General features: G+C 74.5%; 27 protein-coding genes, 2 tRNA genes, 1 other RNA gene and 1 pseudogene. 14 read left to right on the forward strand and 17 right to left on the reverse strand.

The window, feature by feature from the left end; translation table 11 throughout:
- Positions 1-17: 17 nt before the first annotated feature.
- Together IPM45_11265 and IPM45_11270 are read right to left on the reverse strand one after the other, a co-directional pair.
- On the reverse strand, positions 18-917 hold the full coding sequence (locus tag IPM45_11265) for a 1,4-dihydroxy-2-naphthoyl-CoA synthase (GenBank protein MBK9180122.1): 900 nt from the start codon (positions 915-917) through the stop codon (positions 18-20).
- Between the two features lie 25 nt (positions 918-942).
- On the reverse strand, positions 943-1107 hold the full coding sequence (locus IPM45_11270) for a hypothetical protein (GenBank protein ID MBK9180123.1): 165 nt from the start codon (positions 1105-1107) through the stop codon (positions 943-945).
- 103 nt (positions 1108-1210) lie between these two features.
- Here IPM45_11270 and IPM45_11275 point away from each other — a divergent pair, with 103 nt between their 5' ends.
- Positions 1211-2530: a GNAT family N-acetyltransferase gene (locus tag IPM45_11275; GenBank protein MBK9180124.1), complete on the forward strand. Its 1320-nt coding sequence runs from the start codon at positions 1211-1213 to the stop codon at positions 2528-2530.
- Between the two features lie 9 nt (positions 2531-2539).
- On the opposite strand, the gene IPM45_11280 is transcribed toward IPM45_11275, so the two are convergent.
- The 4 genes from IPM45_11280 to IPM45_11295 form a co-directional block, all read right to left on the reverse strand.
- A complete protein-coding gene (locus IPM45_11280; protein MBK9180125.1) occupies positions 2540-3076 on the reverse strand; it encodes a sugar O-acetyltransferase in 537 nt (178 codons plus the stop codon).
- A 65-nt stretch (positions 3077-3141) separates the two neighbouring features.
- Entirely contained in the window at positions 3142-5376 is a 2235-nt protein-coding gene (locus tag IPM45_11285; GenBank protein ID MBK9180126.1) for an AAA family ATPase, read from the reverse strand.
- On the reverse strand, positions 5376-6485 hold the full coding sequence (locus IPM45_11290) for a metallophosphoesterase (protein MBK9180127.1): 1110 nt from the start codon (positions 6483-6485) through the stop codon (positions 5376-5378). Before IPM45_11290 ends, IPM45_11285 begins: the two co-directional genes overlap by 1 nt.
- 77 nt (positions 6486-6562) lie before the next feature.
- Entirely contained in the window at positions 6563-6796 is a 234-nt protein-coding gene (locus IPM45_11295; GenBank protein MBK9180128.1) for a DUF3039 domain-containing protein, read from the reverse strand.
- 143 nt (positions 6797-6939) lie between these two features.
- On the opposite strand from IPM45_11295, the gene IPM45_11300 reads away from it, so the two are divergent.
- From IPM45_11300 to IPM45_11325, 6 genes are all read left to right on the forward strand, one after another.
- A complete protein-coding gene (locus IPM45_11300) occupies positions 6940-7740 on the forward strand; it encodes a hypothetical protein (GenBank protein MBK9180129.1) in 801 nt (266 codons plus the stop codon).
- A 66-nt stretch (positions 7741-7806) separates the two neighbouring features.
- The gene (locus IPM45_11305; GenBank protein ID MBK9180130.1) at positions 7807-8919 is read left to right on the forward strand and encodes a patatin-like phospholipase family protein; all 1113 of its coding nucleotides are present in this window, start codon (positions 7807-7809) and stop codon (positions 8917-8919) included.
- A 47-nt stretch (positions 8920-8966) separates the two neighbouring features.
- Positions 8967-10220 carry an aspartate aminotransferase family protein gene (locus IPM45_11310; GenBank protein MBK9180131.1) on the forward strand — a complete coding sequence of 418 codons (1254 nt, stop codon included), beginning with the start codon at positions 8967-8969 and terminating at the stop codon, positions 10218-10220.
- 81 nt (positions 10221-10301) lie between these two features.
- A complete protein-coding gene (locus tag IPM45_11315) occupies positions 10302-10871 on the forward strand; it encodes a YqgE/AlgH family protein (GenBank protein ID MBK9180132.1) in 570 nt (189 codons plus the stop codon).
- 18 nt (positions 10872-10889) lie between these two features.
- A complete protein-coding gene (locus tag IPM45_11320; GenBank protein MBK9180133.1) occupies positions 10890-11534 on the forward strand; it encodes an SIMPL domain-containing protein in 645 nt (214 codons plus the stop codon).
- Between the two features lie 5 nt (positions 11535-11539).
- On the forward strand, positions 11540-13012 hold the full coding sequence (locus IPM45_11325) for an amidase (protein MBK9180134.1): 1473 nt from the start codon (positions 11540-11542) through the stop codon (positions 13010-13012).
- On the opposite strand, the gene IPM45_11330 is transcribed toward IPM45_11325, so the two are convergent.
- Genes IPM45_11330 through ccrA form a run of 4 tightly spaced genes read right to left on the reverse strand, consistent with a single transcriptional unit; the run spans position 12997 to position 15687 of the window.
- Entirely contained in the window at positions 12997-13614 is a 618-nt protein-coding gene (locus IPM45_11330; protein ID MBK9180135.1) for a GNAT family N-acetyltransferase, read from the reverse strand. The two genes, IPM45_11325 and IPM45_11330, sit on opposite strands and share 16 nt — an antisense overlap.
- A gap of 7 nt (positions 13615-13621) precedes the next feature.
- Positions 13622-13903 carry a hypothetical protein gene (locus IPM45_11335; GenBank protein MBK9180136.1) on the reverse strand — a complete coding sequence of 94 codons (282 nt, stop codon included), beginning with the start codon at positions 13901-13903 and terminating at the stop codon, positions 13622-13624.
- 3 nt (positions 13904-13906) lie between these two features.
- Positions 13907-14350 (reverse strand): methylmalonyl-CoA epimerase, encoded by a 444-nt coding sequence (gene mce, locus IPM45_11340; GenBank protein ID MBK9180137.1) that lies wholly within the window; start codon positions 14348-14350, stop codon positions 13907-13909.
- On the reverse strand, positions 14350-15687 hold the full coding sequence (gene ccrA / locus IPM45_11345) for a crotonyl-CoA carboxylase/reductase (protein MBK9180138.1): 1338 nt from the start codon (positions 15685-15687) through the stop codon (positions 14350-14352). Before ccrA ends, mce begins: the two co-directional genes overlap by 1 nt.
- A gap of 104 nt (positions 15688-15791) precedes the next feature.
- Between ccrA and IPM45_11350 the strand changes: the two genes are divergently transcribed.
- Entirely contained in the window at positions 15792-16973 is a 1182-nt protein-coding gene (locus tag IPM45_11350) for an acetyl-CoA C-acetyltransferase (GenBank protein ID MBK9180139.1), read from the forward strand.
- Positions 16974-17117: 144 nt separating this feature from the next.
- On the opposite strand, the gene recR is transcribed toward IPM45_11350, so the two are convergent.
- The 6 genes from recR to ffs form a co-directional block, all read right to left on the reverse strand.
- Positions 17118-17717 (reverse strand): recombination protein RecR, encoded by a 600-nt coding sequence (recR, locus tag IPM45_11355; GenBank protein MBK9180140.1) that lies wholly within the window; start codon positions 17715-17717, stop codon positions 17118-17120.
- Positions 17718-17726: 9 nt separating this feature from the next.
- A complete protein-coding gene (locus IPM45_11360) occupies positions 17727-18047 on the reverse strand; it encodes a YbaB/EbfC family nucleoid-associated protein (protein MBK9180141.1) in 321 nt (106 codons plus the stop codon).
- A 16-nt stretch (positions 18048-18063) separates the two neighbouring features.
- Complete coding sequence (gene dnaX, locus IPM45_11365) at positions 18064-19866, reverse strand: DNA polymerase III subunit gamma/tau (GenBank protein MBK9180142.1); 1803 nt, start codon at positions 19864-19866, stop codon at positions 18064-18066.
- Positions 19867-19916: 50 nt separating this feature from the next.
- Positions 19917-21593: a SulP family inorganic anion transporter gene (locus tag IPM45_11370; GenBank protein MBK9180143.1), complete on the reverse strand. Its 1677-nt coding sequence runs from the start codon at positions 21591-21593 to the stop codon at positions 19917-19919.
- A 62-nt stretch (positions 21594-21655) separates the two neighbouring features.
- Complete coding sequence (locus tag IPM45_11375; protein MBK9180144.1) at positions 21656-21994, reverse strand: helix-turn-helix transcriptional regulator; 339 nt, start codon at positions 21992-21994, stop codon at positions 21656-21658.
- A 124-nt stretch (positions 21995-22118) separates the two neighbouring features.
- Positions 22119-22217: signal recognition particle sRNA small type (gene ffs / locus IPM45_11380), an RNA gene on the reverse strand.
- Between the two features lie 51 nt (positions 22218-22268).
- Here ffs and IPM45_11385 point away from each other — a divergent pair.
- The 3 genes from IPM45_11385 (at position 22269) to IPM45_11395 (ending at position 22954) form a co-directional block, all read left to right on the forward strand.
- Positions 22269-22353: transfer RNA gene (locus IPM45_11385), tRNA-Ser, on the forward strand.
- A gap of 55 nt (positions 22354-22408) precedes the next feature.
- The gene (locus tag IPM45_11390; GenBank protein MBK9180145.1) at positions 22409-22843 is read left to right on the forward strand and encodes a nucleoside deaminase; all 435 of its coding nucleotides are present in this window, start codon (positions 22409-22411) and stop codon (positions 22841-22843) included.
- Positions 22844-22864: 21 nt separating this feature from the next.
- A tRNA-Ser gene (locus IPM45_11395) sits at positions 22865-22954 on the forward strand.
- Here the strand turns inward: IPM45_11395 and IPM45_11400 are convergent.
- Positions 22954-23376 (reverse strand): annotated as a pseudogene (locus tag IPM45_11400) (relaxase domain-containing protein). The gene IPM45_11395 and the pseudogene IPM45_11400 sit on opposite strands and share 1 nt — an antisense overlap.
- Before the next feature lie 90 nt (positions 23377-23466).
- Between IPM45_11400 and IPM45_11405 the strand changes: the two are divergent.
- From IPM45_11405 to IPM45_11415, 3 genes are all read left to right on the forward strand, one after another.
- Positions 23467-23823 carry a type II toxin-antitoxin system RelE/ParE family toxin gene (locus IPM45_11405; protein MBK9180146.1) on the forward strand — a complete coding sequence of 119 codons (357 nt, stop codon included), beginning with the start codon at positions 23467-23469 and terminating at the stop codon, positions 23821-23823.
- On the forward strand, positions 23823-24152 hold the full coding sequence (locus tag IPM45_11410; protein ID MBK9180147.1) for a helix-turn-helix transcriptional regulator: 330 nt from the start codon (positions 23823-23825) through the stop codon (positions 24150-24152). The genes IPM45_11405 and IPM45_11410 overlap by 1 nt, the downstream gene beginning before the upstream one ends.
- Positions 24153-24424: 272 nt before the next feature.
- Entirely contained in the window at positions 24425-25375 is a 951-nt protein-coding gene (locus tag IPM45_11415; protein MBK9180148.1) for a cation transporter, read from the forward strand.
- Positions 25376-25379 lie beyond the last annotated feature (4 nt).

Raw genomic sequence — 25379 nt, forward strand, 5'->3', positions numbered from 1 at the left:
CCCGCCGCCCGGGCCGCTCAGTAGTGCCAGGGGAAGGGCGACCAGTCGGGTGGGCGCTTCTCGAGGAAGGCGTCCCGCCCTTCGGCCGCCTCGTCGGTCATGTACGCCAGCCGGGTCGCCTCGCCGGCGAACACCTGCTGGCCCACCAGGCCGTCGTCGACCAGGTTGAAGGCGAACTTCAGCATCCGCTGGGCCGTCGGGCTCTGGCGGTTCACGTGGCCGGCCCACGCCAACGCGACCACCTCGAGCTGGTCGTGGGGCACGACCGCGTTCACCATGCCCATGCGGTGGGCGTCGTCGGCGGCGTACTCGAGGCCGAGGAAGAAGATCTCCCGGGCGAACTTCTGACCCACCTGGCGCGCCAGGTAGGCGGAGCCGAACCCGCCGTCGAAGCTGGCCACCGCGGCGTCGGTCTGCTTGAACCGGGCGTGCTCGCGGCTGGCGATGGTCAGGTCGCACACGACGTGCAGGCTGTGGCCGCCGCCGGCCGCCCAGCCGGGCACCACCGCGATCACCACCTTGGGCATGAACCGGATCAGGCGCTGCACCTCGAGGATGTGGAGCCGGCCGGTGCGGGCCGGGTCGATGGAGTCGGCCGTGTCGCCCCCGGCGTAGCGGTAGCCGTCGCGGCCCCGGATGCGCTGGTCGCCCCCCGAGCAGAACGCCCAGCCGCCGTCGCGCGGCGACGGGCCGTTGCCGGTGAGCAGCACACAGCCCACGTCGCTGGTCTGCCGGGCGTGGTCGAGGGCCCGGTACAGCTCGTCGACGGTGCCCGGCCGGAAGGCGTTGCGCACCTCGGGCCGGTCGAAGGCGATGCGCACGGTGCCCTGGTCGACGGCCCGGTGGTAGGTGATGTCGGTGAAGTCGAACCCCTCCACGGGGCGCCAGGCGGCGGGGTCGAACAGCTCGGAGACCATGCCGCCTTCTACCAGGCGCCAGGGGTCAGGGCAGCACGCGCACCGCCTGGGCGCCGGGGTGGCGCACCGCGGCCAGGCCGGTGGCCAGCCGAACGGCGTCGTCCGGCCCGGATGCGCGCACCGTCACCACGACGGTGGCCGGCCGGCCACCGTCCCCGGGGTACTGGCAGACCACGCCGAAGGTCGTCATCGCCGTCACCTCCGCCCGTCCTGTCGGCGCCGCCCGCCCGTCCGTGAGGAGCCGGCCCGCAAACCCGCTGGCCGTCCCCGGCGGGGTGGGCTGGACTGGCCCGGTGACGGTTCCGCGCGACCTCGGCGACGGCCTGGTGCTGCGCACCGGCCGGCCCGGCGACGTCGGGCAGCTGGTCGAGCTCAACGGGTTGCTGCACACCAGCCCGGGCGACCAGCCCCCCGACCTGTCCATCGCCGAGTGGACGCGCGAGCTGTTCGAGCTCGACCACCCCACCTTCTCGCTGGACGAGCTCACCGTGGTGGAGGACGTGGCCACCGGCGAGGTCGTGTCGTCGATGTGCACGATCCCGCAGGTGTGGTCCTGCGGCGGTGCGACCCTCCCGGTCGGCCGCCCCGAGCTGGTGGGCACTCGGGCCGACCACCGCGACCGCGGGCTGATCCGGCTCCAGATGGACGAGGCCCACGATCGCGGCCGGGCCGCGGGCCACCTCCTGCAGTTCATCACCGGGATCCCCGGGTACTACCGCCGCTTCGGGTACGAGTACGCCCTCGACCTGCGTCCCCAGCCGTTCTGGCGGCCGGGGGGCCGGCCGCCGGACACGGGCGGCCCGGTCGCGCTGCGGCCGGCCACCGCCGGCGATCTGGCCTTCCTGTCCTCGGTCGACCGCACGTGGCCGGCCGCCCGGGGGGCGTTGGGGGCCGTGCGCGACGAGGCCGCCTTCGCCCACGAGCTGGCTCGCCGTCCCGGGGCGATCCAGGCGTGCACCCTGCTCGTGATCGAGCGCCGGGGCCCCGCCGATGGGCCGGGCCGGCCCATCGGCTACCTGGCGCACCACCACGAGCCGTGGGAGGGGGTGCTGGCGGTGCGGGCGGTCGAGCTGCTGCCGGGGCACGGCTGGCTGGAGCCGGCCGGGGCGGTGCTGGCGCATCTGCACGCCGAGGCGCGCCGGCGCGGGCTCGTCGGGGTCACCTTCGGGCTCCCTGCGGCGCACCCGCTGCTGCGGTGCCTCGGCGCCCGGCTGGGCGTGTCGCCCGGCCACCCGTACGGCGTGTACGTGCGCATCCCCGACCTGGCCGCGCTGGTGGCAGCCATCGGGCCGGTGCTCGAACGCCGGCTGGCCGCGTCGCCGGCGCCGGGGTTCAGCGGCGAGCTGCGCGTCGACTTCTCGGGGCTCGGTCTCCGACTCCGCCTGGAGGAGGGACGGGTGGCGGCGGTGGAGCCGTGGGCGCCGCCGGGGGGCGAGTCCGGGGGCGACGCCGGCATGCCCCGGGCCGCCTTCTGCAACCTGCTCCTCGGCAACCGCAGCCTGGGCCAGCTGCTCGAGAGCGTGGCCGACTGCGAGGTGCGCACCGACGCCGGCGGCCTGCTCCTCGACGTGCTGTTCCCGCCGATGCCCTTCCAGGCCTGGTGGCTCGGCTGAGCGTGAGGCTCAGCCCTCCGCCAGCGTGCGCAGCACCCGGCAGGGGTTGCCGGCGGCGACGACGCCGGCGGGTAGGTCGCGGGTGACGATGCTGCCGGCCCCGATCACGCTGTCGTCACCCACGGTGACACCAGGGCAGACGATGACGCCGGCCCCGATCCACACGTTGCGACCGATGACCACGGGGGCTGCCATCTCCACCCCGGAGCGTCGGGCGGCTGGGTCACGCGGGTGGTCGGCCGCCAGCAGCTGCACGTAGGGGCCGATCTGCGTGCCGTCGCCGATGGTGACCGACGCGCAGTCGAGCACCACCAGCCCGAAGTTGGCGAACACCCCACCGCCCACGAAGGTGTACGTGCCGTAGTCGCACCAGAACGGCGAGCGGATCTCCACCCCGGGACCGACGCCGCCGAGGAGCTCGTCGAGCATCTCGTGGCGGGTCTGCGGGTCGAGCGTGGCGTTGTAGGCCGCGAGGAGCCGCGCGCAGGCCCGGCGGTCGGCGACCAGCTCGGGGTCTCCGGCCCGGTAGTGCTCGCCGCTCAGCATCTTCTCCCGCTCGGTCACGGCTGCACCCTTGCACGCCGGAGCCCCGCAAGCGTGGCTCTCGCTCGTCAGCCGGCGAGGGCCACGACCGGGGTTCCGGCGGGGCCGTCGAGGCGGATGAGCCGGTCGCGGGGTGCGCCCAGGTGCTCGGCGGCCCAGGCCTCGACCGTGGCCTCCTGGCTGAACAGAACGATCTGGTGCTCGAGGCTCAGCTCGTGGAGGAGCTCGAGGACGGCGAGGGTGCGCTCGGGGTCGGCGTGCACGGTGGGCTCGTCGAGCAGCAGGGGGCACACCTCGCCGGGCCGTGTCAGCCGCTCGACCATCGCCACCCGGAGCAGGAGGTACACCTGCTCGGCCGTGCCGTGCGACAGGGCGACGGCGGGGCGGACGTCACCCTCGGGCGTGCGGACCCGCACCGTGAGGTCGCCGGTGTCGACGAACGCCTCGGGATAGCGGCCGGAGGTGACCCGGCCGAGGTGCTCGCCGACGCGCCGGGCGATGTCGGGCGCCACGTCGGCGTGCACCTCGCGTGCGGCCTGCGTGAGCAGCTCGCCCGCCAGGGTGAGCGAGTCGCCCAGGGCGGTGAGGCGCTCGACCTCGGCCTCGGCGGCGGCCAGCTCCTCGGCCGCCTCGACCGGGCTGACGAGGTGCTCGGTGGCGCCGTCGAGGCGCGCCCGGGCGGTCGCCGCGGCCAGCCGGGCGTCAGCGGCGGCGGCGGCCAGGGCCTCGGGGTCGGTGCCCCGTGCGGCGGCCACCTCGGCCGGGGAGCACTGGGCGAGCAGGTCGCCGGCGGTGGCGCTGGCCGCAACCGCCGACGCGGCCAGCTCGGCCAGGGTGCCGCCGGCGAGGAGGGCCTGCAGCTCGAGCCACTCCTGGCGGTCGGCCTGCTGGGCGCGCACCTCTGCCGGTCGGCGCTCCAGCCAGGACCGGAGCCGGCCGACGAGCGCATCGGGAGGGTCGGTGGCGCGGAGCCCGGCCCCGGCCGCCGCGGCGCGCAGTGCGGCCTCGGCGTGGCGCCGCGCGGCCTGCCATCGCGCCAGGGCCTCCTCGCGGTCGAGGGCCAGCTGCAGGTCGCGCTGGAGCAGGTCGCGGCGATGGGCCTGCTCGGCCCGGCTGCTGGCGAGGGCCCGGGTGACGCCGACGGCGACGGCGAGCAGCCCGAGGACGGCCAGCGCCGCTCCGGCCAGCGGCGCCACGGCGGCGGCGACGAGTCCGCTCGCGGCGGCCACCGCGAGCGCGGCCACGAGCGCGACGGCCAGGCGGCGGGTGCGACGGCCGGCGGACCGCCCGGCGGTGCGTGGCTGCCCGCCGGTGCCCGGCTGCCCGCCGGTGCCCGGCGCACCGCCCTGGTCGGCCAGGGCGGCCCGGATCGCCGCCGACGGCAGGGGCGGGGGCACCGGTGGCGATCCGGCCGCCTCCCAGGCGCGGATCGCGGCGGCCGCCTCGGCCGCGTGGGCCGCGCCGTCGACCTCGGGCGGGGGCCCCTGGTGCCGCGCGGACAGCGCCTCGGCCCGCTGCAGGCGTGCCGCCAGCCGGCCGGCATGGTCGGCGGCCCGGGCCGCCCGCGCCGCCCGGAGGCGCTGCTCGGCCTGCTCGGCGGCTCGCACCAGCCCGTCGGCCTCGGCGACCCGGCGCTCGAGCTCGGCTCGCTGGGCCTGGGCCCGGGCTGCGGCCGCCCGGGCCCGCTCGAGGCGGTCGGCCGCCAGGCGGAGCGGCTTGGTCGTGGCGCGACGGGTGCCCACCCGCTCGGCGAGCACGTCCTTGAGGCGGGCCACGGCGGCTGCGGCCGACTCGTCGACCGACGAGCTGGCCGCCGCCCGCTGCAGCCAGCTCTGGAGCTGGTCGCCCTGCCCGTGCACCCGCAGGACGTCGGCCTGCGAGACGCAGGCCGTGGACGCGAACGCGACCCGATCGATGCCGAGCCAGCCGGCACCGTTGGGGGCGCCCTCCTCGAGGATCTCGGCCGACACGTCGCGGCCCGTCGCCAGGTCGGTGGCGCGGGCGAGCCCGCGCTCCAGGTCGTGGCGCAGCTCGACCCGCCGGCCGTCGGCCAGCTCGATCACGGCGGCCACGGCCCAGCGGGGGTCGTGCCAGGGCCGGGCCCGCTCGCGGAGGCGGGCATCGTCGGAGCGGGCCCGGCCCTTGGCCCGCCGCAGGCCGGTGAGCCCCACCGTGCAGGCGGCGTGCCACGTGGACTTGCCGGCCTCGTTGGCGCCAGCGACCACGGTGAGGCCGGCCGCCGGCCGCAGGGTGACGTCGGTGAGCGCGCCGAAGGCCTCGACCCGGATCTCGGCGAGTCGCATCAGACCACCTCGAGGTCGTCGCGCCCGGCGAGGGCGCGGAGGCCGGCCAGCAGCACGTGCCGCTCGACGTCGGGGCGCAGCTCGCGGGCCCGCACGAGCTGGACGAACCGCCCGGCCACGGTGGGCTGGGCGGCGACGGCGTCGACGTCGATCCCCGGGTGCAGTGCTCCCGGCCGGACGACGACGCCGTGCAGGCCGGCCGCGCGACCCACCTCCTCGAGATCGGGCAGGCGGAGGTCGAGAGACGCTGCGAGCTCGCCGGTGACGGTGACCCGGGCGACGCCCGTGACACCGGCCAGCCGCTCGCGCAGCCGCCCCCGGACCTCGTCGAGCGAGCTGCAGCCGGTGACGTCGAGGTCGATGTCGACGAAGGACGCCGCGAGCGGGGCCACCCGGCGGTGCTCGGCGGTGACGGCGCCGTCGGCCGCGACGGTGGCCACCAGCGCGCCCCGCACGCCGTCCTCGCCGAACTCGAGCGGTGCCGGGTTGCCGGGGTACGAGTGCCAGGGCCCGTGCACGGGCCGGTGGTGATGGCCCACGAAGGCGTGGGCCAGCCCGGCCGCCGGCACCTGCTCGGCGCGAAACGGGGCATGGGCCACCTTGTCGGCGCCCTCGATGGCCAGGCTGCCCTGCTCGGCGCCGTGGAACAGGGCCACGTGCACCCCGCCGCCCTCCACGTGGAAGCGATCGAGGAAGCCGGGCGTGCCCGCCGGCCGGAGGTGGGCGCCGCCCCACACCGTGAACCCCTCGGCCAGCGCGACCGCGCCGAGCCGCTCGGTGGTGAACACCACGACGTTGGGGGACCAGTCGACCCGCCGGTACAGGCTGGTCGGTCCCAGCCAGTCGTGGTTGCCCGGTGCCACCAGCACGGGGATCGGCTGCAGGCGGGCGAGCTGCGCCTGGAGGAACGCAGCCGTGTCGGGGCCGGTGAGCTCGTGCTCGTACAGGTCGCCGGCCAGGAGCAGGGCGTCGGCGTCCTCGTCGAGCGCCAGGTCGACGGTGGCGGCGACTGCGTCGCGCCCGTGCTGACGCAGCCGGCGGGCCAGCTCCGGCCCCGCCCACCGGAACGGCCGGTCGAGGTGCACGTCGGCCAGCACCACCAGCTTCACGGGGTCCGCCCCGCTCGCTTCTCCATGGAGGCATGGTACGGAGCGGGTGTGTCACCAACGCCGGATGCTCGGCCGGCTCATCCGGCCCGCAGCCCGGCCATGATCTCGGCGCAGGTGGGGCAGACCGGGTAGCGCTCGGGGTCGCGCGTGGGCACCCACCACTTGCCGCAGAGGGCCTGGACGGCCTGGCCGGTCACGGCGGCCCGCACGATGTCGGCCTTCTTCACGTAGTGCGAGAAGCGGTCGTGGTCGCCGTCGCCGTCGGTGGTGACCGGGGAGGTGACCGGTGCGGTGTCGAGCCGGCTCGCCATGCGGGCCCATGATGCCAGCCGGCTGGCGCCCCCCTGCCACGGTGCGCCCGTCCGCACCCTCGAGGAGCAGGTGACGCAGGGCTCCAGCCCGGTCGCCGGCGTGCCGATGCCTGCAGCGGGAGTGGTGGCTCCCGGAGGCGAGCATGGGGCGTGTCGGGAGCGGACGGATCCGCCGGGCCGAGCGGTCACGAGGGGCCGCCCTGGCCGAGTACGCCGTGGTCGTCGGCGTGTTCGTCGTCGGCACGTTGCTCGCGGTCGAGCAGCTGACCGATGCCGGCCGGGCGACGGCCGAGCGCGACGGGCAGACGATCGGCGAGGACCGCCGCACCGAGGTCACGGCCGACACGGTGACGATCCCGTCCACGACCGCCTCGACCAGCACGTCCACGACCACCACGACGGTGCCGACCACCTCGACGGTGCCGACCACCACGGCCACGTCGACGACCACCACCACGTCGACGACGACCACCACGGTCAAGCCGACCACGACCACGTCGACGACGACCACCACGGTGAAGCCGACCACGACCACGTCGACGACCACCACGGTGAAGCCCACCACCACGACGCTGGTGGACAACCCTTACGGCACCGAGTTCTTCGCGGTCTCGGCCGGGCTCCAGGGCCGCTTCACGGCGTACCGCGACGCCACCGGGCGGTGGCCGGCCGGGTGGGCCGAGCTCGGCCTGAACCCGGGCTACTGGGCCAAGCCGGTCGGGCTGCTCCGCTACTCGATCGTGTCGACGGGGACCGTGTCGTACCTCACCGTGGTGCCCGACACCGGCTACCGGATCCGGGTCAGGGTGGGCGCCACGAACACCACCATCAGTCCGCCCAACGGGATCGCCTGGGACCCGATCACCGGGAGCTGGTACCGGTTCACGAACGGGGCCGTCGACTTCACCAGGACGGTCGACGCGAGCAACCTCACGATTCGCTGACCCGCCGCCGGGCCTCGGCGACCTCCGCCCCTTGTGCGCACGGGGGCACGGGCGTTCCATGAAGGCATGTTGAGCACGGTCCTGGACGTCTTCCGGCTTCGCCAGTACTTCAACGCCATCACCATGACGCGCGAGGTCGCCGACGGTGTGCGCGCCGACCTCGGCTTCGTCGGCACCGTGCGGCGCGGGCTCGTCCCCCTGCCGGCCGATCCCGCCCCGCCCCCCGGGAACCCGTTCCCGCCCTTCCAGCCGCAGGCCCTCGAGCGCTACCAGGGGCGACGGGTGGGCGTCGCCGCCACCGGCGGGAGCGGCGCCCTCGCGTCCGTGGTGGGCGTGGCCCGGGCCCTGGAGGAGTCGGGCATCCGGCCGGCCGTGTACTCGATGTGCTCGGGCTCGTCCCTGTTCGGGTTCCCCCTCGCGGCTGGCATCCCCGCCGCCGAGGTGGCCGCCTTCACCGTGCGGCTGCGGGCCGAGGACTACGTCGACCCCCAGTGGGCCAAGCTGCTGAGCCTCCCCCTCACCTTGGGCCGCGGGTTCGCGGGCCTGCTGCGGGGGGAGCGGGTCGAGGCCACGTACCGCCGGCTCCTGGGCGACCGCACCCTCGGTGAGCTGGAGGTCCCGTGCTACGCGCCGATCTGGAACATCGAGGAGAACCGGGTGGAGTACCTGGGGCCACGCACCCACCCGGACGTCTCGGTGGCCCGAGCCGTCCGGATGGCCATCGCCCTGCCGCTGTTCCTCGAGCCGGTCGAGCTCGACGGCCGCTCCTGGAGCGACGGGGGCATCGTCGACATCTTCCCGGTGCACCCGGTGCTCGACCTGGAGGAGCGCTGCGACGTGGTGGTCGGGATCAACGGGTTCTACCCGCCCGGCTTCGTCGGCGAGGACGCCTCCGGCTGGCACGAGCGGCGGTTCTCGATCCTGCACGTGGCCAGCCAGGTCCGCACCTCGCAGCAGGTCGAGCTGGCCCGCGAGAACCTGGGCCGGCTGCGGCGCGAGACCGAGCTGATCATGATCGAACCGGTGCCCTACGAGACGGTGCGGGGCGTCGGGTTCTACGAGCAGTTCCTCGACACCTCCGAGTGGCCCGGCTTCATGCGGGCCGGCCGGGAGCACGCGCTGGCCGGGCTGCGGTCGGCCCTGGCCATCGAGGAGGTCGCGGCCGACCTGGCCTCCTAGCGGCGCGCTGGCCTCCTAGCGGCGCGTCGCCCCCTACCATCCCGGCCATGGGGCTCCCCGAGCACGGCATGACGGCGGCGCAGGTGATCGAGGCGCTCCGGGCCAAGCGGGCCGACGACGCCCGCTGGCAGGACGGCCGGACGTTCGGGATGGTCTACGACGGCGGGCCCGGGGTGCACCAGGTGGCCGAGGCCGCGGCCGTGATGTTCCTCCACGAGAACGCCCTGAACACCCGGGCGTTCCCGAGCCTCGGCCAGATCCAGAGCGAGGTGGTGGGCGCCGTCGCCGAGCTCACCCACGGTGCACCCGAGGCGGCCGGCTTCATGACGTCCGGCGGCACCGAGAGCATCCTGGTGTCCGTGAAGGCGGCCCGCGAGCGGGGCCTGGCCGAGCGCGGCGTCGATCGGCCCAACATGGTGATCCCGGCCTCGGCCCACGCCGCGTTCCACAAGGGCGCGCACTACTTCGGGGTCGAGGTGCGCAAGATCGACGTGCGCGACGACTGGCGGGCCGACGTCGACGCCACCGCCGACGCGGTCGACGCCGACACCGTGCTCGTCGTGGGGTCGGCGCCGCAGTACCCGCAGGGGGTGATCGACCCGATCCCCGAGCTGGCCGCCATCGCCGCCGACGTGGGTGCGAGCTTCCACACCGACGCCTGCATGGGCGGCTTCGTGCTGCCCTTCATGGAGCTGCTGGGCGAAGACGTGCCCCCGTGGGACTTCCGCGTCCCGGGCGTCACCACCATCTCGGCCGACATCCACAAGCTGGGCTACGCCCCCAAGGGCGCCTCCGTGGTCCTCCACCGCACCAGGGAGCTCCGCCGCTACCAGACGTTCGTGTTCGACGACTGGCTGGGCGGCTTCTACGCGTCGCCCGGCATCCAGGGCACCCGTCCGGGGCTGCCGATGGCCACGGCGTGGGCCGTCATGCACCACCTCGGCATCGACGGCTACACGCGCCTCACCCGGATCGCCGTCAGCACGGCCCGCCGGCTGGTGGAGGGGGTGCGGGCCATCCCGGGCCTCACCGTGCTGGGCGAGCCCGAGGCGCACCTGGCGGCCATCTCGGTGGCGCCGGGCTGGGAGGGCCGCCTCGACGTGTTCGCGGTGGGTGACGCGCTCCAGCGGCGGGGCTGGTTCCTCGACCGCCAGTCCCCACCCGACACCCTCCACGCCACCGTCAGCGCCGGCAACGCCCCCGTGATCGAGGAGTACCTGGTGGACCTGCGGTCGTCGGTCGAGGAGGTGCTGGGCGAGCGCCTCGACGACCGGTCCACGAGCTACGCGACCCTGGAGTAGCCGCGAGCCACAGGGGCATCAGGGGGGCGTGCGGGGGCTCGTGTCGCCCGGCGTCCCGGGCTGGGCGATCATGCGAGGGCCATGGCCGCGCCCTTCCACGCCGGCAGGCTCCTCGTGGCCCTGCCGATGCTCGACGACCCCAACTTCGATCGCACCGTCGTGCTGCTGCTGGAGCACGGGCCGGAAGGGGCGCTGGGGGTGGTGCTCAACCGCCCCACCGACGTGAGCCTGGCCCGCGAGCTGCCCGAGTGGGAGCCGCTCGCCGGGGGCCACGGGGTGTTCTTCGTGGGCGGCCCGGTCGCGCCGGGCACGGCCATCGCGCTCGGTCGGGTCGACCCGGCCGAGGTGCCCGACGGCGAGGGCGACGGCTGGCGGCCCGTCCTGGGGCCGTTGGGCACCGTCGACCTGGGCCGCCACCCGACCTCCATCAGACCCGAGCCGCGACAGGTGCGGGTGTTCGCGGGCTACTCGGGCTGGTCGGCCGGCCAGCTCGAGGGCGAGGTGGACGACGGTGCGTGGCTGGTCCTCGACGCCGAGCCGGCCGACGCGCTCACCGCCGATCCGGAGGGCCTCTGGCACGCGGTGCTCCGGCGGCAGCCGGGCCGGACCGGCTGGCTGGGCAACTTCCCGCCCGACCCGTCGGTGAACTGACGCTCTACGGTGGCGGCCATGGACGCCTCAACCGTGATCGTCAGGGGCGAGGCCACGGCCCGAGCCCGCCCCGACCGGGTGCACCTGGCCGTGGTGGTGCGGGCCCTCGAAGCCGATCCCGACGCCGCCCTGGAGGAGGCCAGCCGCCGCCTGGCGGCGGTGCAGGAGGTGCTCGACGGCGAGGGCGTGGCGCCCGCGGACCGGGTCACCGAGTCGGTGAGCCTGGCCGAGGAGCGGGAGTGGGTGAAGGATCGCCTGGTGCACCGGGGGTGGGCGGCCAGCGCTCGCACGGCCGTGGCGCTGCCCGACGCGACCGGGATCGGGCGGATCCTGCGCCGCGCCGTTCAGGTGTCGGGCGCGGAGGTGCAGGGGCCGTGGTGGTGGGTGGCTCCCGACAACCCGGCCCGGCTCGAGGCGTGCGGAGCAGCCGCGGCCGAGGCTCGACGCAAGGCGCAGGCGTACGCGGAGGCGCTGGGCGTGCGGCTCGGCGCGGTGGTGGCCGTGGCCGAGCCGGGCCTGGGCAACCGGCCGACCCCCCAGGCCGACACCGGGCCGGCCGTGCGGATGATGGCCAAGGCGGCCGCGCCGGCCGAGCCGGTCGTCGAGGCCGGCGACCTCACCGTGGCCGCCGCCGTCGAGGTCACGTTCCGGCTGGAGCCGTGAGCACCGTGCCCGCCGACGAGCTGGCCCACCTGGGCGCGGGCGAGCTGGCCCACCGCATCCGCCACCGCGAGCTGTCGAGCCGCGAGGTCACCCTGGCGATGCTCGACCGGATCGGCCGCCTCGACGGCCCGATCAACGCGGTGGTCACCGTCGACGTGGAGCGGGCCATGGCCGAGGCCACCGCGGCCGACGCCGCCGTGGCCGGTCACGCCGAGCTCGGCCCCCTGCACGGCGTCCCGCTCACGGTGAAGGACTCGTTCCAGACCGCAGGCATGCGCACCACCAGCGGCGCGCCCCAGCTGGCCGAGCTGGTGCCGGACGCCGACGCCGACTGCGTGGCCCGCCTGCGTGCCGCCGGGGCGGTGGTCGTGGGGAAGACGAACCTGCCGATCTGGGCCGGTGACGCCCAGACGTACAACGAGGTGTTCGGCACCACCAACAACCCGTGGGACCTCCGCCGCACCCCCGGGGGCTCGTCGGGGGGATCGGCCGCGGCCCTGGCCGTTGGACTCACGCCCCTCGAGGTGGGCAGCGACATCGGTGGCTCGATCCGCATCCCGGCGTCGTACTGCGGGGTCCTCGGTCACAAGCCGTCGTACGGCGTGGTGTCGGGTCGCGGGCAGATCCCGGGCCCGCCCGGCACCCTCACCCAGGCCGACATCGCGGTCGTCGGGCCGATGGCCCGCTCGGTCGACGACCTCGAGCTCGGCCTGCACGTGCTGGCCGGGCCCGACGACTGGCAGGCCACGGCCTGGCGGCTCGAGCTCCCGCTGGCCCGCCGGCGCGACGCCAAGGGCCTGCGCGTGGCGGTGTGGGCCGACGACCCGGCCTGCCCCGTGAGCGCGGCGGTGCGCGACGCGATCGAGCGGGTGGCAGCCGCGCTGGAGGGGGCCGGCGCCACCGTCGACACGGAGGCCCGCCCGGCCTTCACGATGGCCAAGGCGGTCGACACCTTCGAGCGGCTCCTCTCGGCCGCGCTCGCCGGTGGTCTCGCGCCGGCGGAGGTGGAGGCGGTGGCGGCCACCGTGGCCGCCGGAGGCGAGCCCGAGGGTGGCCTGGGCGTGGCGCACGTCGCCCAGCGCCACCGGGCGTGGCTGTCCGCCAACGAGCGGCGCCTGCAGCTCCGCCGGCGCTGGCGCGAGTTCTTCGCCGAGTGGGACGTGGTGCTGGCCCCCATCACCCCCACCACCGCCATCCCGCACGACCACGGCGAGCCGCTCACCGCCCGCCGCATCGTCGTCGACGGCGTCGAGCGGCCCTACATCGACCAGACCTCGTGGCCGGGCCTGGTGGGGGTGGCCTACCTGCCGGCCACGGCGGTGCCGGTCGGCCTCGACCACCAGGGGCTCCCCGTCGGGATGCAGATCGTGGGCCCGTACCTCGAGGACCGCACCCCCCTGGCCGTGGCCCGCGTGGTGGGCGGCCTGGTCGGCGGCTTCCGCCCGCCCGGCTCCGCGCCCCCTCAGCCCGCGGGCTGAGCCCGGGGCTCCCGCCACATCGGGCGGATCACCGGACCCCCGTGCGGCAGCGGGACCTCGGCGGTCACGGCGAACCCGAGCCGCTCGTAGAAGGGCACGTTGCGGGCGCTCGACGACTCGAGGTAAGCGGGCAGCCCCTCCGCGTCGCACACGTCGAGCACCCGCCGCAGCAGCACCTCGCCCACGCCCCGTCCCCGCGCCTCGGGCACCACGCCCACGTGGCTGAGGTAGAAGTGCCCGTCGGGCGGGTGGTGCTCGGCGATGGCCAGCAGCCCCTCCCACACCGTGTCGGCGCGGGCGCCGTCGGCCCCTCGCACGACCTCGTCGAGCTGCTCACCGGTCCGGCGGTCGTAGAACTCGACGTCGGGCGGCGACCACAGCGCCGCGCCCAGGGTCCCGGTCGCGGCGACGGCGGCGTGGGCGTGGCCGCGCCGTCGGGCCGCCTCCACCACCACCGCCATCCACGCCCGGACGGGGCCCTCCCGGTTGCCCGGGTCGGCGAACACCCACGTCAGGAGCGGGTCGTCGGCGAAGGCCCGCCCCAGCGCGGCGGCCACCTCGGCCGCGGAGGCTGCCCGCACCAGACGGGTGGGGGAGCTCACGCGGCCGCTACGAGCGAGGGCAGCGGTACTTCTGGACGGAGCCGTCCGGGCTGATGGCGAACGGGAACTCGCCCTCCGGGATGGTCTGCAGGTACATGAGCGTGTCGCCCACCAGCGCGCACGCCCGGTACTCGCCCGGCACCCGGTCGTCGTCGGGGGTGAGCCCGTGGCCGCCCATCCACGCCTGCACGTGCTCGGCCATGTCGGGCTGGGTCGAGAAGAAGAGGATCTTGTCGACCATCTCGTCGAGCACGTCGGACGTGACGGTGATGATCTCGACGTGCTCCACCGGCTACTCCTGCACCAGCTCGATCAGGGTGCCGAAGGCGCCCTTGGGGTGGACGAAGGCCACGGTGGTCCCCCGCGACCCGGGCCGGGGCTGCTGGTCGATCACCTGGCCGCCCGCGTCCTTCACCGCCTGGAGGGCCACGCCGCAGTCGGCGACCCGGTAGCCGACGTGGTGCAGGCCCTCGCCCCGCTTCTCCAGCGACTTGGCCACGGGGGAGTCGTCGCGGGTGGGCGTGAGCAGCTGGATGTAGCTGTCGGCCACCCGGAGGAGGGCCTCCTCGACGCCGTCGCTCTCGACGATCTCCCGGTGCTCGACGGTGGCGCCGAACACCTCGCGGTAGTAGTCGATCGCGGCCTCGAGGTCGCGCACGGCGATGGCCACGTGGTCGATCTCGGTGAGCAGGCCCGGGTCGGCGCCCTGCCCACTGGTCTGCTGGACGACGGACATCAGTCGAACCTCCGGAAGAGCGTGATCTTGTCCTCGCCGACCTTGTCGCGCAGCTCGGGGTCGGCCACGCCGAGGCCCTCGCGGGGAGCGAGGCACAGCACCCCGATCTTGCCCTCGTGCAGGTTGTGGTGCAGCTGGTAGGCCGCCTCGCCCACGTCGTCGAGCGGGAACACCGTCGACAGGATCGGCTGGATCTTGCCCTCGCACACCAGCTGGTTGGCGGCCCAGGCCTCGCGGTAGTTGGCGAAGTGGCTGCCGATGATCGACTTGAGGTGCATCCACAGGTAGCGGTTGTCGAACTCGAGCATGAACCCCGAGGTGGCCGCGCAGGTGACGATCTTGCCGCCCCGCCGGGCCACGAACACCGAGGCGCCGAAGGTCTGGCGGCCGGGGTGCTCGAACACGATGTCGGGGTCGCGGCCGACGAGGTCGCGGATGCGCTTGCCGAAGCGACGCCACTCGCCCGGGTCCTGGGTCTGCTCGTCGGACCAGAAGCGGAAGCCCTCGGCCTTGCGGTCGATCACCGCCTCCACGCCCATGGCGTCCATCAGCTCGACCTTGCGCGGCGACGAGACCACCGCCACCGGGATGGCGCCACCGTTCAGCGCGTACTGCACCGCGTAGCCGCCCAGGCCGCCGCCGGCGCCCCAGATGAGCACCACGTCGCCCTGGGTGAGGGGCGCGCCGTTGGGGCTCACGATCATCCGGTACGTGGTGGAGTTGGTGAGGGCGTTGCAGGCCGCCTCCTCCCAGGTGAGGTGGGTGGGCTTGGGCATGAGCTGGTTGGCCTTCACCACGGCCAGGTCGGCCAGGCCGCCGAAGTTGGTCTCGTAGCCCCAGATCACCTCGTTGGGCGCGAGCATCGAGTCGTCGTGGGCGCCGGGGTCCTGGTCGTCGACGTAGTTGCAGTGCACCGTCACCCGGTCGCCGGGCTTCCAGTTGCGCACCGCCGAGCCCACGCGGACCACCACGCCCGAGGCGTCGGAGCCGATCACGTGGTACGGCAGGTCGTGGCGCTTGTGCCACTCGCTCCATCGGCCCACGCGGGCCAGGGCCCGGAACGTGGAGATCGGCTCGAAGATCGACGACCACACCGTGTTGAAGTTGATGGCGCTGGCCATCACCGCCACCACGGCCTCGTCGGGGGCGAGCTCGGGCAGCGGCACCTCGTCCACGTGGAGGCTCTGGCGGGGGTCCTTGTCGGCGGAGGGCACCCCGTCGAACATCGTCTCCTCGTCCTTGCGGACCACGGCCGCTCGGTAGGACTCGGGGAGGGGGAGGGCGGCGATCTCGTCGCCCGTGGCACCGGACGTGATGGCTTCGAGGAGCTCCTGCATGGGTGCAGGTTACCGACTGGTCACTTCGGCGCTCCAGACGGCACACTGGAGGGCAGGGTCAGCCGGAACGCGGCAGGTCAACGGAGACCAGGGAGGGTCCGAACATGGCCGGAACCGTCATCGTCGGTGGGGCGCGCACCCCGATCGGCAAGCTCTCGGGTGCGCTGGCGTCGTTCACCGCCATGGACCTCGGCGGGTTCGCCATCAAGGCCGCCCTCGAGCGGGCCGGCGTCAGCGCCGACCAGGTCGACTACGTCTACATGGGCCACGTGCTGCAGGCGGGGCAGGGCCAGATGACGGCGCGCCAGGCGGCCGTCAAGGCCGGGGTGCCCATGAGCGTGCCGGCCACCACCATCAACAAGGTCTGCCTCTCCGGGGCCAACGCCATCCTCATGGCCGACCTGCTGATCAACGCCGGCATGGCCGACGTGGTCGTCGCCGGGGGCATGGAGAGCATGACGAACGCGCCCTACCTGCTCCCGGGCGCCCGGGCGGGCTACCGGATGGGCAACGGCGACCTGGTCGACTCGATGATCTGGGACGGCCTGTGGTGCGCCTTCGACGCGTGCCACATGGGCACGGGCACCGAGCAGTACAACGAGGCGCGGGGCATCAGCCGTGAGCGCCAGGACGACCTGGCGGCCAAGAGCCACGAGCGGGCCGCCGCCGCCATCAAGGACGGCAGGTTCACCGACGAGATCGTCCCGGTCGAGGTTCCCCAGCGCAAGGGCGACCCGCTCCTCGTCGACACCGACGAGGGTGTGCGTCCCGGCACCACGATGGAGAGCCTCGCCAGCCTCCGCCCGGCGTTCGGCAAGACGGGCACGATCACGGCCGGCAACGCCTCGCAGATCTCCGACGGCGCCTCGGCCGTGGTGGTCACCTCCAAGGCGGCGGCCGACCGCCTCGGCTTGAGCCCGATGGCCGAGGTGGTGGGCTACGGCCAGGCGGCGGGCCCCGACGCCTCGCTGCTCAGCCAGCCGGCCAATGCCATCAAGCAGGCCCTCGACCGGGCCGGCCTGTCGGTGTCCGACGTCGACCTGTTCGAGCTCAACGAGGCGTTCGCCACCGTCGGCGTCGCCTCCATGGACGACCTGGGCATCACCGACGACGTCGTCAACGTGAACGGCGGGGCCATCGCGCTCGGCCACCCGATCGGCATGTCGGGCAACCGCCTCGCCCTCACCATGATCCACGAGCTGCGCCGTCGTGGCGGCGGGCTCGGCGCGGCCGCCCTCTGCGGCGGTGGCGGCCAGGGCGACGCCATCCTGATCCGCACGCTGTAGCACCGGGCCGGCAGGCACGAGCGGGGGGCGCCCGGCGCGGGTGCCGGGCGCCCCCCCTCGCGCCCGACGCCGGTCGTTCTCTGGCGGGTCCACCACCCCCACGGTTGTCGAACGGGCAGAGAACCCGGACAGCGCCGTGCGCCGTCAGCCGTCGACGTCGCGCCGGCCCTCGAGGGCCCGGCCGAGGGTGAGCTCGTCGGCGTACTCGAGGTCGCCGCCCACGGGCAGGCCGCTCGCGATCCGCGTGACCCGCAGGCCGAGGGGCTTGAGCAGGCGGGCCAGGTACATCGCGGTGGCCTCGCCCTCGATGTTGGGGTTGGTGCACAGGATCACCTCGGCCACGCCCTCGGGCTCGAGCCGCGCCAGCAGCTCCCGCACGCGCAGCTGCTCCGGCCCGACGCCCTCGATGGGGCTGATCGCCCCCTGCAGCACGTGGTAGCGGCCCCGGAACTCCTGGGTCTTCTCCACCGCCACGATGTCGCGGGGCTCCTCGACCACGCAGAGCACCGTGGGGTCGCGACGCGGGTCGGCGCAGAGCTCGCACTCCTCGCCCTCGGACACGTTGAAGCAGCGCCGGCAGAAGGTGACGCGGTCCTTCACCTCGACGATCGCCGTGGCCAGCCGCAGGGCGTCGTCGCGCGACAGCTTCAAGAGGTAGAAGGCGATCCGCTGGGCCGACTTCGGTCCCACGCCCGGCAGCCGGCCGAGCTCGTCGATCAGGTCCTGGACGGGGGCGGCGTACACGGGCCGGGCTCAGCCGCCCTGGCCGAGGAGCCCGCCCAGCCCGCCGAGGTCGAGCTCGCCCATGGCCGAGCGCTGCAGCTCCTGGACGCGGGCCATGGTGTCGTGGAGGGCGGCCAGCACCAGGTCCTCGAGCATGCCGACGTCGTCGGGGTCGACCACCTGGGGATCGATGTGCACCGCGGTGAACACCCCGCCGCCGCTCGCGGTGATCTTCACCATCCCACCGCCGGCGTGGCCCTCCACCTCCTCCTCGGCCGCCGCGGCCTGGGCCGCGAGCAGCTGCTCCTGCATCTGGTTGGCCTGCCGCAGCAGGTCGCCGAAGTCGGCCATGGTGTCCTCCTCGGGATCAGGCGTCGTCGACCAGCTCGGCCCCGGGGAACGCCTGCGTGAGGCGCTCCACACCCGAGCGGGGGGCGGCGTCGGCGGGCGCGTCGACCAGCTCGTCGGGGTCGACGGCCTCGTCGTCGATGGGGGGCGGGGCATCGGCCCGCGACGATGCGTCGGCCGGTGCCGCGGTGGTGCCGTCGTCGACCACGAGCCGCAGCCCGACGGGGCGTCCGAAGCGGGCGCCCAGCGTGGTGGCCACCTCGGCGCGGTAGGCCTCGGCCTTCTGGCAGTGGATGGCGTTGGGCAGCGCAAAGGCCACACCGGTCGTCGTCTCGACGAAACGTCCCGCGCTGTAGAGGGCCTTGATCCGGGGGGGAAGGCCGGGCAGGACGGTGTCGGCCCACGCCAGGGTGAGCTCGTCGCGGGACGGTTCGCCGGCGGCCGGGTCCGGAACCGGGGCCCGGGTCGGGGTCGGGGTCGGGGTCGGGGTCGGGCGCGCTGCCGCCGGAGTTGCCGGGGTCGGGGTCGGGGTCGGGGCGGGCGGGGAGGGGGCCCGCCGGTGGGCGCCCAGCGCGGCGCGGGCTTGCGACACCCCGCTGGCCGCTGGCGCGGCCGGCTCGGCGGGGCCGGGTCGCGGCGCCACCTCGGCCGCGGGGGCCTCGGCCGTCGGCGCCTTGCCGGCGGGCGCCCCGGCCCGCGGCGCGGGCGGCGGGGCGCCGCCACCGGCCTGCGCTCGCTCCAGCCGCTCGATGCGCTGGAGCAGGGCGCCGGGGCTGGTGTCGGCGTCGGGTCGGGTGAGGCGCACCAGGGCCACGTCGAGCAGCACGCGGGGGTCGGGCGCATGACGGATCTCGAGGAGCACCTGGCCCAGCACCTCGAGGGCCCGCACGGTGGTGGCCGGGGTGAGCCGGCGGGCCTGCTCGGCCGCCTGGCTGCGCTGGCGGTCGGGCAGCTCGACCACCTCGGGTGCCAGGGCCATGAGGAACACGTCGCGAAGGTGCCCGACGAGGGCCTCGGTGAGTGTGCGGGCGTCGCGGCCGGCCGCCGTGGCCCGCGCCACCGCGGCCAGCGCCGCCGCGGTGTCGGCCTCGGCGAGGGCCTCGACCAGCTCGTCGAGGGGCGCCCCCTGGTCGGGCAGCCCGCCGGCCGCCACCACCCGGTCGAGCGCCGAGAGCGTGTCGCGCGCCGAGCCCGCGCCGGCCGTCACCACCCAGTCCACGGCGTCGGGCGGCAGGCCGAGACCGGCGTCGGCCGCCACGTGGCGGACGTGGTCGGCGAGCACCTCGGCCGGGAGGAGCCGGAACTCGAGGTGCTGGGTGCGGCTCCGGATCGTCGGGAGCACCTTCTGGGGGTCGGTCGTCGCCAGCACGAACACCACGTGCGGCGGCGGCTCCTCCAGGGTCTTCAGCAGGGCGTTCGACGCCGGCTTCGACAGCATGTGGACCTCGTCGAGCACGTACACCTTCGTCCGCCCCGGGTTGCCCAGCGAGGCGCGGGCCGAGAGGTCGCGGATCCCCTCCACGCTGTTGTTGGACGCGGCGTCCAGCTCGAACACGTCGGGCGAGGTGCCGTCGGTGATCGCCACGCACGAGTCGCAGACGCCGCAGGGCTCGCCGTCGCGCAGGTCGGTGCAGTTGAGCGCCTTGGCCAGGATGCGCGCCGTCGAGGTCTTGCCCGTGCCGCGCGGCCCGCTGAACAGGTAGGCGTGGCCGACCCGCTCGTCGCGCACCGCGTTCTTGAGCGCCAGCACGACGTGCTCCTGCCCGAGGAGCTGGTCGAAGCGCTGGGGCCGGTAGCGGCGGTAGAGGGAGGTGTACGACACCGGGGGCGAGCCTACCGGCGGGGTGGGTCGGCCCCCGGCGGCCCGGAGCCTCAGGCGCTGGCCGGGTGGTGCAGCTCCCGGCGCACGTGCCCGCGCGCGTGGGCGACGGCGCCGTCGAGGTCGCTGAACACGTGCCGTTCGTGGGCGAGGTGGTCCAGCGCCCCGACGGCGCCGAGCGTGCGGAGCTGCTCGTCGCTCGCCCCCTTGACGAGGACGGTGATCCCCCGGGCCTCGAGCTCGGCGACGATCTCCCCGAGGGCCTGCGCGCCGGTGGCGTCGAGCACCGAGACGTCGGGGAAGCGGAGGATCACGACCTTCACGTCGCTCACTGCGGTGATCTCTGTCAAGAAGCGCTGGGCCGCGCCGAAGAAGAGGGCGCCGTCGAGTCGGTAGGTGAGGATGTGCTCGTGGAGGAGGTCGTGCTCGACGTCGGCGTCGATCTCGGGCGTGATCGGCTCGGGGCGGGCGGCGGCGCTGCGGGCCACGGCTCGTAGGGCGAGCACGGCGGCCACGGCCACGCCGACCTCGACGGCCAGGATGAGATCGAACGCGATGGTGACCAGGGTGGTCACGGTGAGCACGACCGCGTCGGCAGGGGTCGACCGCAGCACGGCGCGCACGTTGTGCACCTCTACCATCCGCACCGCCGTCACCATGAGCACCCCGGCCAGCGCGGCGAGCGGGATCCGTGCCACCAACCCGGCGCCCAGGAACACCACGGCGACGAGCACGAGGGCGTGGACGATCGCCGAGACGCGGGTCCGGGCGCCGGCCCGTACGTTGACCGCCGTCCGGGCGATGGCGCCGGTTGCCGGCATGCCGCCGAAGAGCGGGGTAACCAGGTTGGCCAGGCCCTGGCCGAACAGCTCGCGGTCGGGGTCGTGGCGAGGGCCGTCGGCCATGCCATCGGCGACCTTGGCCGACAGCAGGCTCTCGATGGCCGCCAGCGCGGCCACTGCGAACGCGGCGCCGAACAGGTTGCTGATGGCTGTCGGCGGGAGAGCAGGGAGCGACGGCAGCGGCAGGGAGTCGGGGATGGCACCGATGCGGGCCACCTCGAGGTGAACGACCTCGGCGAGCACGGTGGCCGCCACCACGGCGATGAGCGACGCCGGCAGGGAGCGGTGCAGCCGAGGGAGCGCGGTCATCACCAGGGCGACGAGCACGACGAACCCGAGGGAAGCGATGGTGCCGTTCCCCTGGACCGCTTGGAGCACGGCCTTGGCGGCCACGACGGCCGTGTTCTCACCCTCGGGCTTGGCCACGCCGAGCGCGGCCGGCACCTGCTGCAGGAAGATGATCACGGCGATGCCGATGGTGAAGCCCTCGATCACGGGCCACGGGACGTAGGCGAGGTACCGACCGAGCCGGGCCAGGGAAGCGAGGAGGATGAGGCCCCCGGCCAGCAACCCCACGACGAACACCGCGTCGGCGCCATAGCGGGCAACCACCGGGACGAGCACGACGGTCATGGCGCCCGTGGGTCCGGACACCTGCACGTTGGAGCCGCCGAGCACGCCGGCGACGAGGCCGGCCACGATGGCGGTGATCAGCCCGGCGGCGGCGCCAAGCCCGGTCGTGATGCCGAAGGCGAGGGCCAGGGGCAGGGCCACCACGCCCACGGTGATCCCGGCCACCACGTCGGCCGTCCAGGAGCGCCGGAGCCCCGTGTAGTCGGTCCGGCGGGGGAGCAGCCCGCCTACGTTGCCCCCGACGGCGGCCAGCAGGCCCCGAGCCTCGCGGGACGGCCCGCCGTCGTCATCGAGCGGCCCCGTGGCCGGTGCGGCGGTCACCGGCGATCGACCGATGCGCTGAGACCGGCCAGCAGGTCGCGGGTCTCGGCGAGGGAGTTCATGAGGAGCCGCTTGGCCACGGCGAGGAGGTCAGCGAGGAGCGGGTCCTTCAAGGCGTAGAACACCGAGGGCCCGACCTTCCTGGTGCTGACCAGGCCGGCCCGGCGCAGCACCGCGAGCTGCTGCGAGAGGTGGGACGGCTCGATCCCGACATCGGGCTGGAGGCTGCCCACCGACCGCTCGCCGTCGCACAGCAGCTCCAGCACCCGGATGCGCGCCGGGTGGGCGAGGGCCTTGAAGAGGTCGGCCTTGACCACCGACAGGGGGACGTCCAGGTCGCCAGCCGTCGGAGCGGACCCTGTCCTGCTCTCCTGCTCATCTGCGGATGTCATCATATGTGTGATGATAAGGATAGCGGGAGCGCCGGGCCCGGCCGCGTCGGTGCCCGCCACCTCAGGTGGCGGCCAGGCGATCTGCGGCACACGGCAGGTTCCGCTGAGAGCTGCTGCCTCCCGGCCCTGACTCGGTTCACGGGCTGCCGTTGCACAGGACCCGGCCGCCACGTGACGTGGCGGGCACGCATCGCAGGATAGCCTCGTCCCGCTCCAGGGAGGGATGCGAGAGCGGACGAATCGGCACGCCTGGAGAGCGTGTGTGGGGCAACCCACCGTGGGTTCGAATCCCACTCCCTCCGCCGCGGTCACCCGGTGCGCTCCCCTAGCCTGCCGCCCGTGGACGACGACGACGCCATGCTGACGGCCCTGACCGAGGCCGAGGCGGCCCTCGCCCACGACGACGTGCCCGTCGGGGCCGTCTGCGTCGCACACGGGCGGGTGGTCGCCCGGCGGCACAACGAGCGCGAGCTGCTGGGGGATCCCACGGCCCACGCCGAGCTCCTCGCCCTGCGCGACGCCGCGGCCGACCTCGGCTCGTGGCGCCTGCACGAGGTCACCCTGGTCGTCACCCTGGAGCCGTGCCCGATGTGCGCCGGCGCGCTGGTCAACGCGCGGGTCGCTCGGGTCGTGTTCGGCGCCCCCGATCCCAAGGCCGGCGCGTGCGGGTCGCTCTACAACCTGTGCGCCGATCCCCGCCTGAACCACGAGGTCGCGGTCACCGCGGGCGTGCAGGCGGAGCGGTGCGGGGCCCTCCTGGCCGGGTTCTTCGCCCGGCGGAGGGGCACCTAGGCGCGGCTACCATCTGCGCCCGGAAGGATGCCAGAGCGGACGAATGGGACGGCCTCGAAAGCCGTTGTGGTCTTCGGGCCACCGTGGGTTCGAATCCCACTCCTTCCGCCACCGCGGGTCACGGTCGCCACCAGCACATGCCAGTGCAGTTGGGGGTCACCGGCCCGACTGGTGCGATGCCGGAATGCCGTCCCCGCGAACGCGGGGCCCGGCAGGCGGCGGGTCCCTCGCGGGGACACGGGCACCCCCACCGCGGCCCGGTTGTTGGTACCCAGCCGCACGTGGCACGCCTCGCGCTCCAACCAGCTGAGCGCCTCCGCCACCGCCGTCCGGCCGGCGTCGACCACGGCTGCCTGCATCAACGGGTCGCCCAACGCGTAGACGACCGACACCGACTTCGGGACCGAGGACGTCAGATCGCACCCGGCACCCGCCGCCGAAGGGAGCGGAGCTGTCCGCCTCTGGGGGTCATCCCCGATCCGGGCGCCACCCGGCCCGCGAATCCGGCGGCCGGTCTGGTAGAGCTCCGTCATACGCGGAGTCGAGCGAGGCGCGGGGGCGCCGGGGTCCGTGGCCCAGGCATGAGTCTCGACTCATGATGAGTGAAGAGTCATACTGCTCCGGTGTGGGAGGTCGAGGTCACCGATCAGCTCCTCGAGTGGTGGCAGACCCTCGCCGACGATCAGCGAGAGGCAGACACCGACCGGGTGGATCTCCTCGCTGAGCGAGGCCCCGATCTCGGTCGCCCGGTGGTCGATCGGATCCACAGGTCGAGGCATCAATCGATGAAGGAGCTGCGAGCGGCCAGAGGCGGTGCGTTGCGGGTGCTGTTCTGCTTCGACCCGCGTCGCACGGCGATCTTGCTGCTGGGTGGCGACAAGTCGGGCGAGTGGAACGACTGGTACGAGTGGGCGGTTCCACTCGTCGACGAGCTGTATGACGAGTACCTCCGCGAGCTCGGAGAGGAAGGATCGACCTGATGGCACGAACCAAGTTCTCCGAGCTCCGCGAGCAGGTGGTGGCCCAGCCGGGCGCGCCGGAGCGTCTGGCCGCGCGACGCGACGAGACGCTCGAGGAGATCCGCCTGTACGAGCTGCGTCATCGGGGGGCGATCAGCCAAGCCGAGCTGGCCGGGCGTCTCGAGGTGACCCAGGGGGCGATCTCCAAGCTCGAGCACTCCGACGACGTCCGGGTCTCGACGCTGCGCCAGTACGTGGAGGCGCTGGGAGCCCGCTTGGAGCTCGTCGCGGTGTTCGACGACGAGGATCGGCGGATCCCGATCCATCTCGGCAAGGGCACCGCTGCCTGAGCGACACGGCTGCCGTCGTCGGTTCGCCCGGCGTCTGGCGTCTGGCGTGTCGTGAACGTCGTGCAGGAGAACGGCCGGCGAGCAGTCGGGAGGGCGCGGCCGACCGAACACCGACATGAGCGGCCGGCGAGGGAGCGCACCTGCGACTCCCGGTGCAACTCCCGCCCGACTTCAGCTTCGCGCGCTCGGGTCGTCCCGCCAGCCACAATGTCTGGAGAGCGTCGGCTGGAAGGGGAATCCCACTCCTTCCGCCGACGGGAGGTGACGGCGGCATGAGCGCTGCGCTGGGCCCGAGAGCCGGCCGGGAGCGGCCGACGCTCACGCGCTACGCGTGGCTCTCCATCGCCGCGGCTCTCGTGACGATGGGCCTCAAGGCGGGCGCCTACCTGATCACGGGCTCCGTCGGCCTGCTGTCCGACGCCATGGAGTCGACCGTGAACCTGGTGGCCGCCGTGGTCGCCCTGTGGGCGCTGCACCTGGCCGCCCGTCCGCCCGACGAGAGCCACCACTACGGGCACACCAAGGCCGAGTACTTCTCGGCCGGGGTCGAGGGGCTGATGATCTTCGTGGCCGCCGGCGCCATCATCTGGACGGCCGTCCACCGCTTTCTCAACCCGCAGGCGCTCGAGCGGGTGGGTGCCGGCCTGGCCGTCTCGATGGTGGCCGCGGGGGTGAACCTGGGGGTGGCGCTGGTGCTGCTGCGGGCCGGCCGCGAGCACCGCTCGATCACCCTGACGGCCGACGGCCGCCACCTGCTCACCGACGTGTGGACGTCGTGCGGGGTGCTGGTGGCCGTGCTGGCGGTGGGCCTCACCGGGTGGGAGTGGCTCGACCCCACCATCGCCCTGATCGTGGGCGTGAACATCCTCGTCGCCGGGGTCGTGCTGATCCGGCGCTCGTCGGCCGGGCTGATGGACGCCGCCCTCCCGCTCGCCGACCAGGACGCCATCGACCTCGTGCTGGAGCACTACGGCGGCGAGGGGGTGCAGTTCCACGCCCTGCGCACCAGGGAGTCGGGGCACCGGCGCTTCGTGTCGGTCCACGTGCTCGTCCCCGGGGCCTGGACCGTGCAGCAGGGTCACGACCTGCTGGAGCGCCTCGAGGCCGAGCTGGGCGAGGCCCTTCCCGGCGCGGTGGTGTTCACGCACCTGGAGCCGGTCGAGGACCCGGCCTCCTGGGCGGACTCCGACCTGTCGCCCGGCGACCGGCACCCGCGGGAGTAGCGGG

This window comes from Acidimicrobiales bacterium, assembly GCA_016716005.1.
In the GTDB taxonomy this organism is placed as follows: domain Bacteria; phylum Actinomycetota; class Acidimicrobiia; order Acidimicrobiales; family JADJXE01; genus JADJXE01.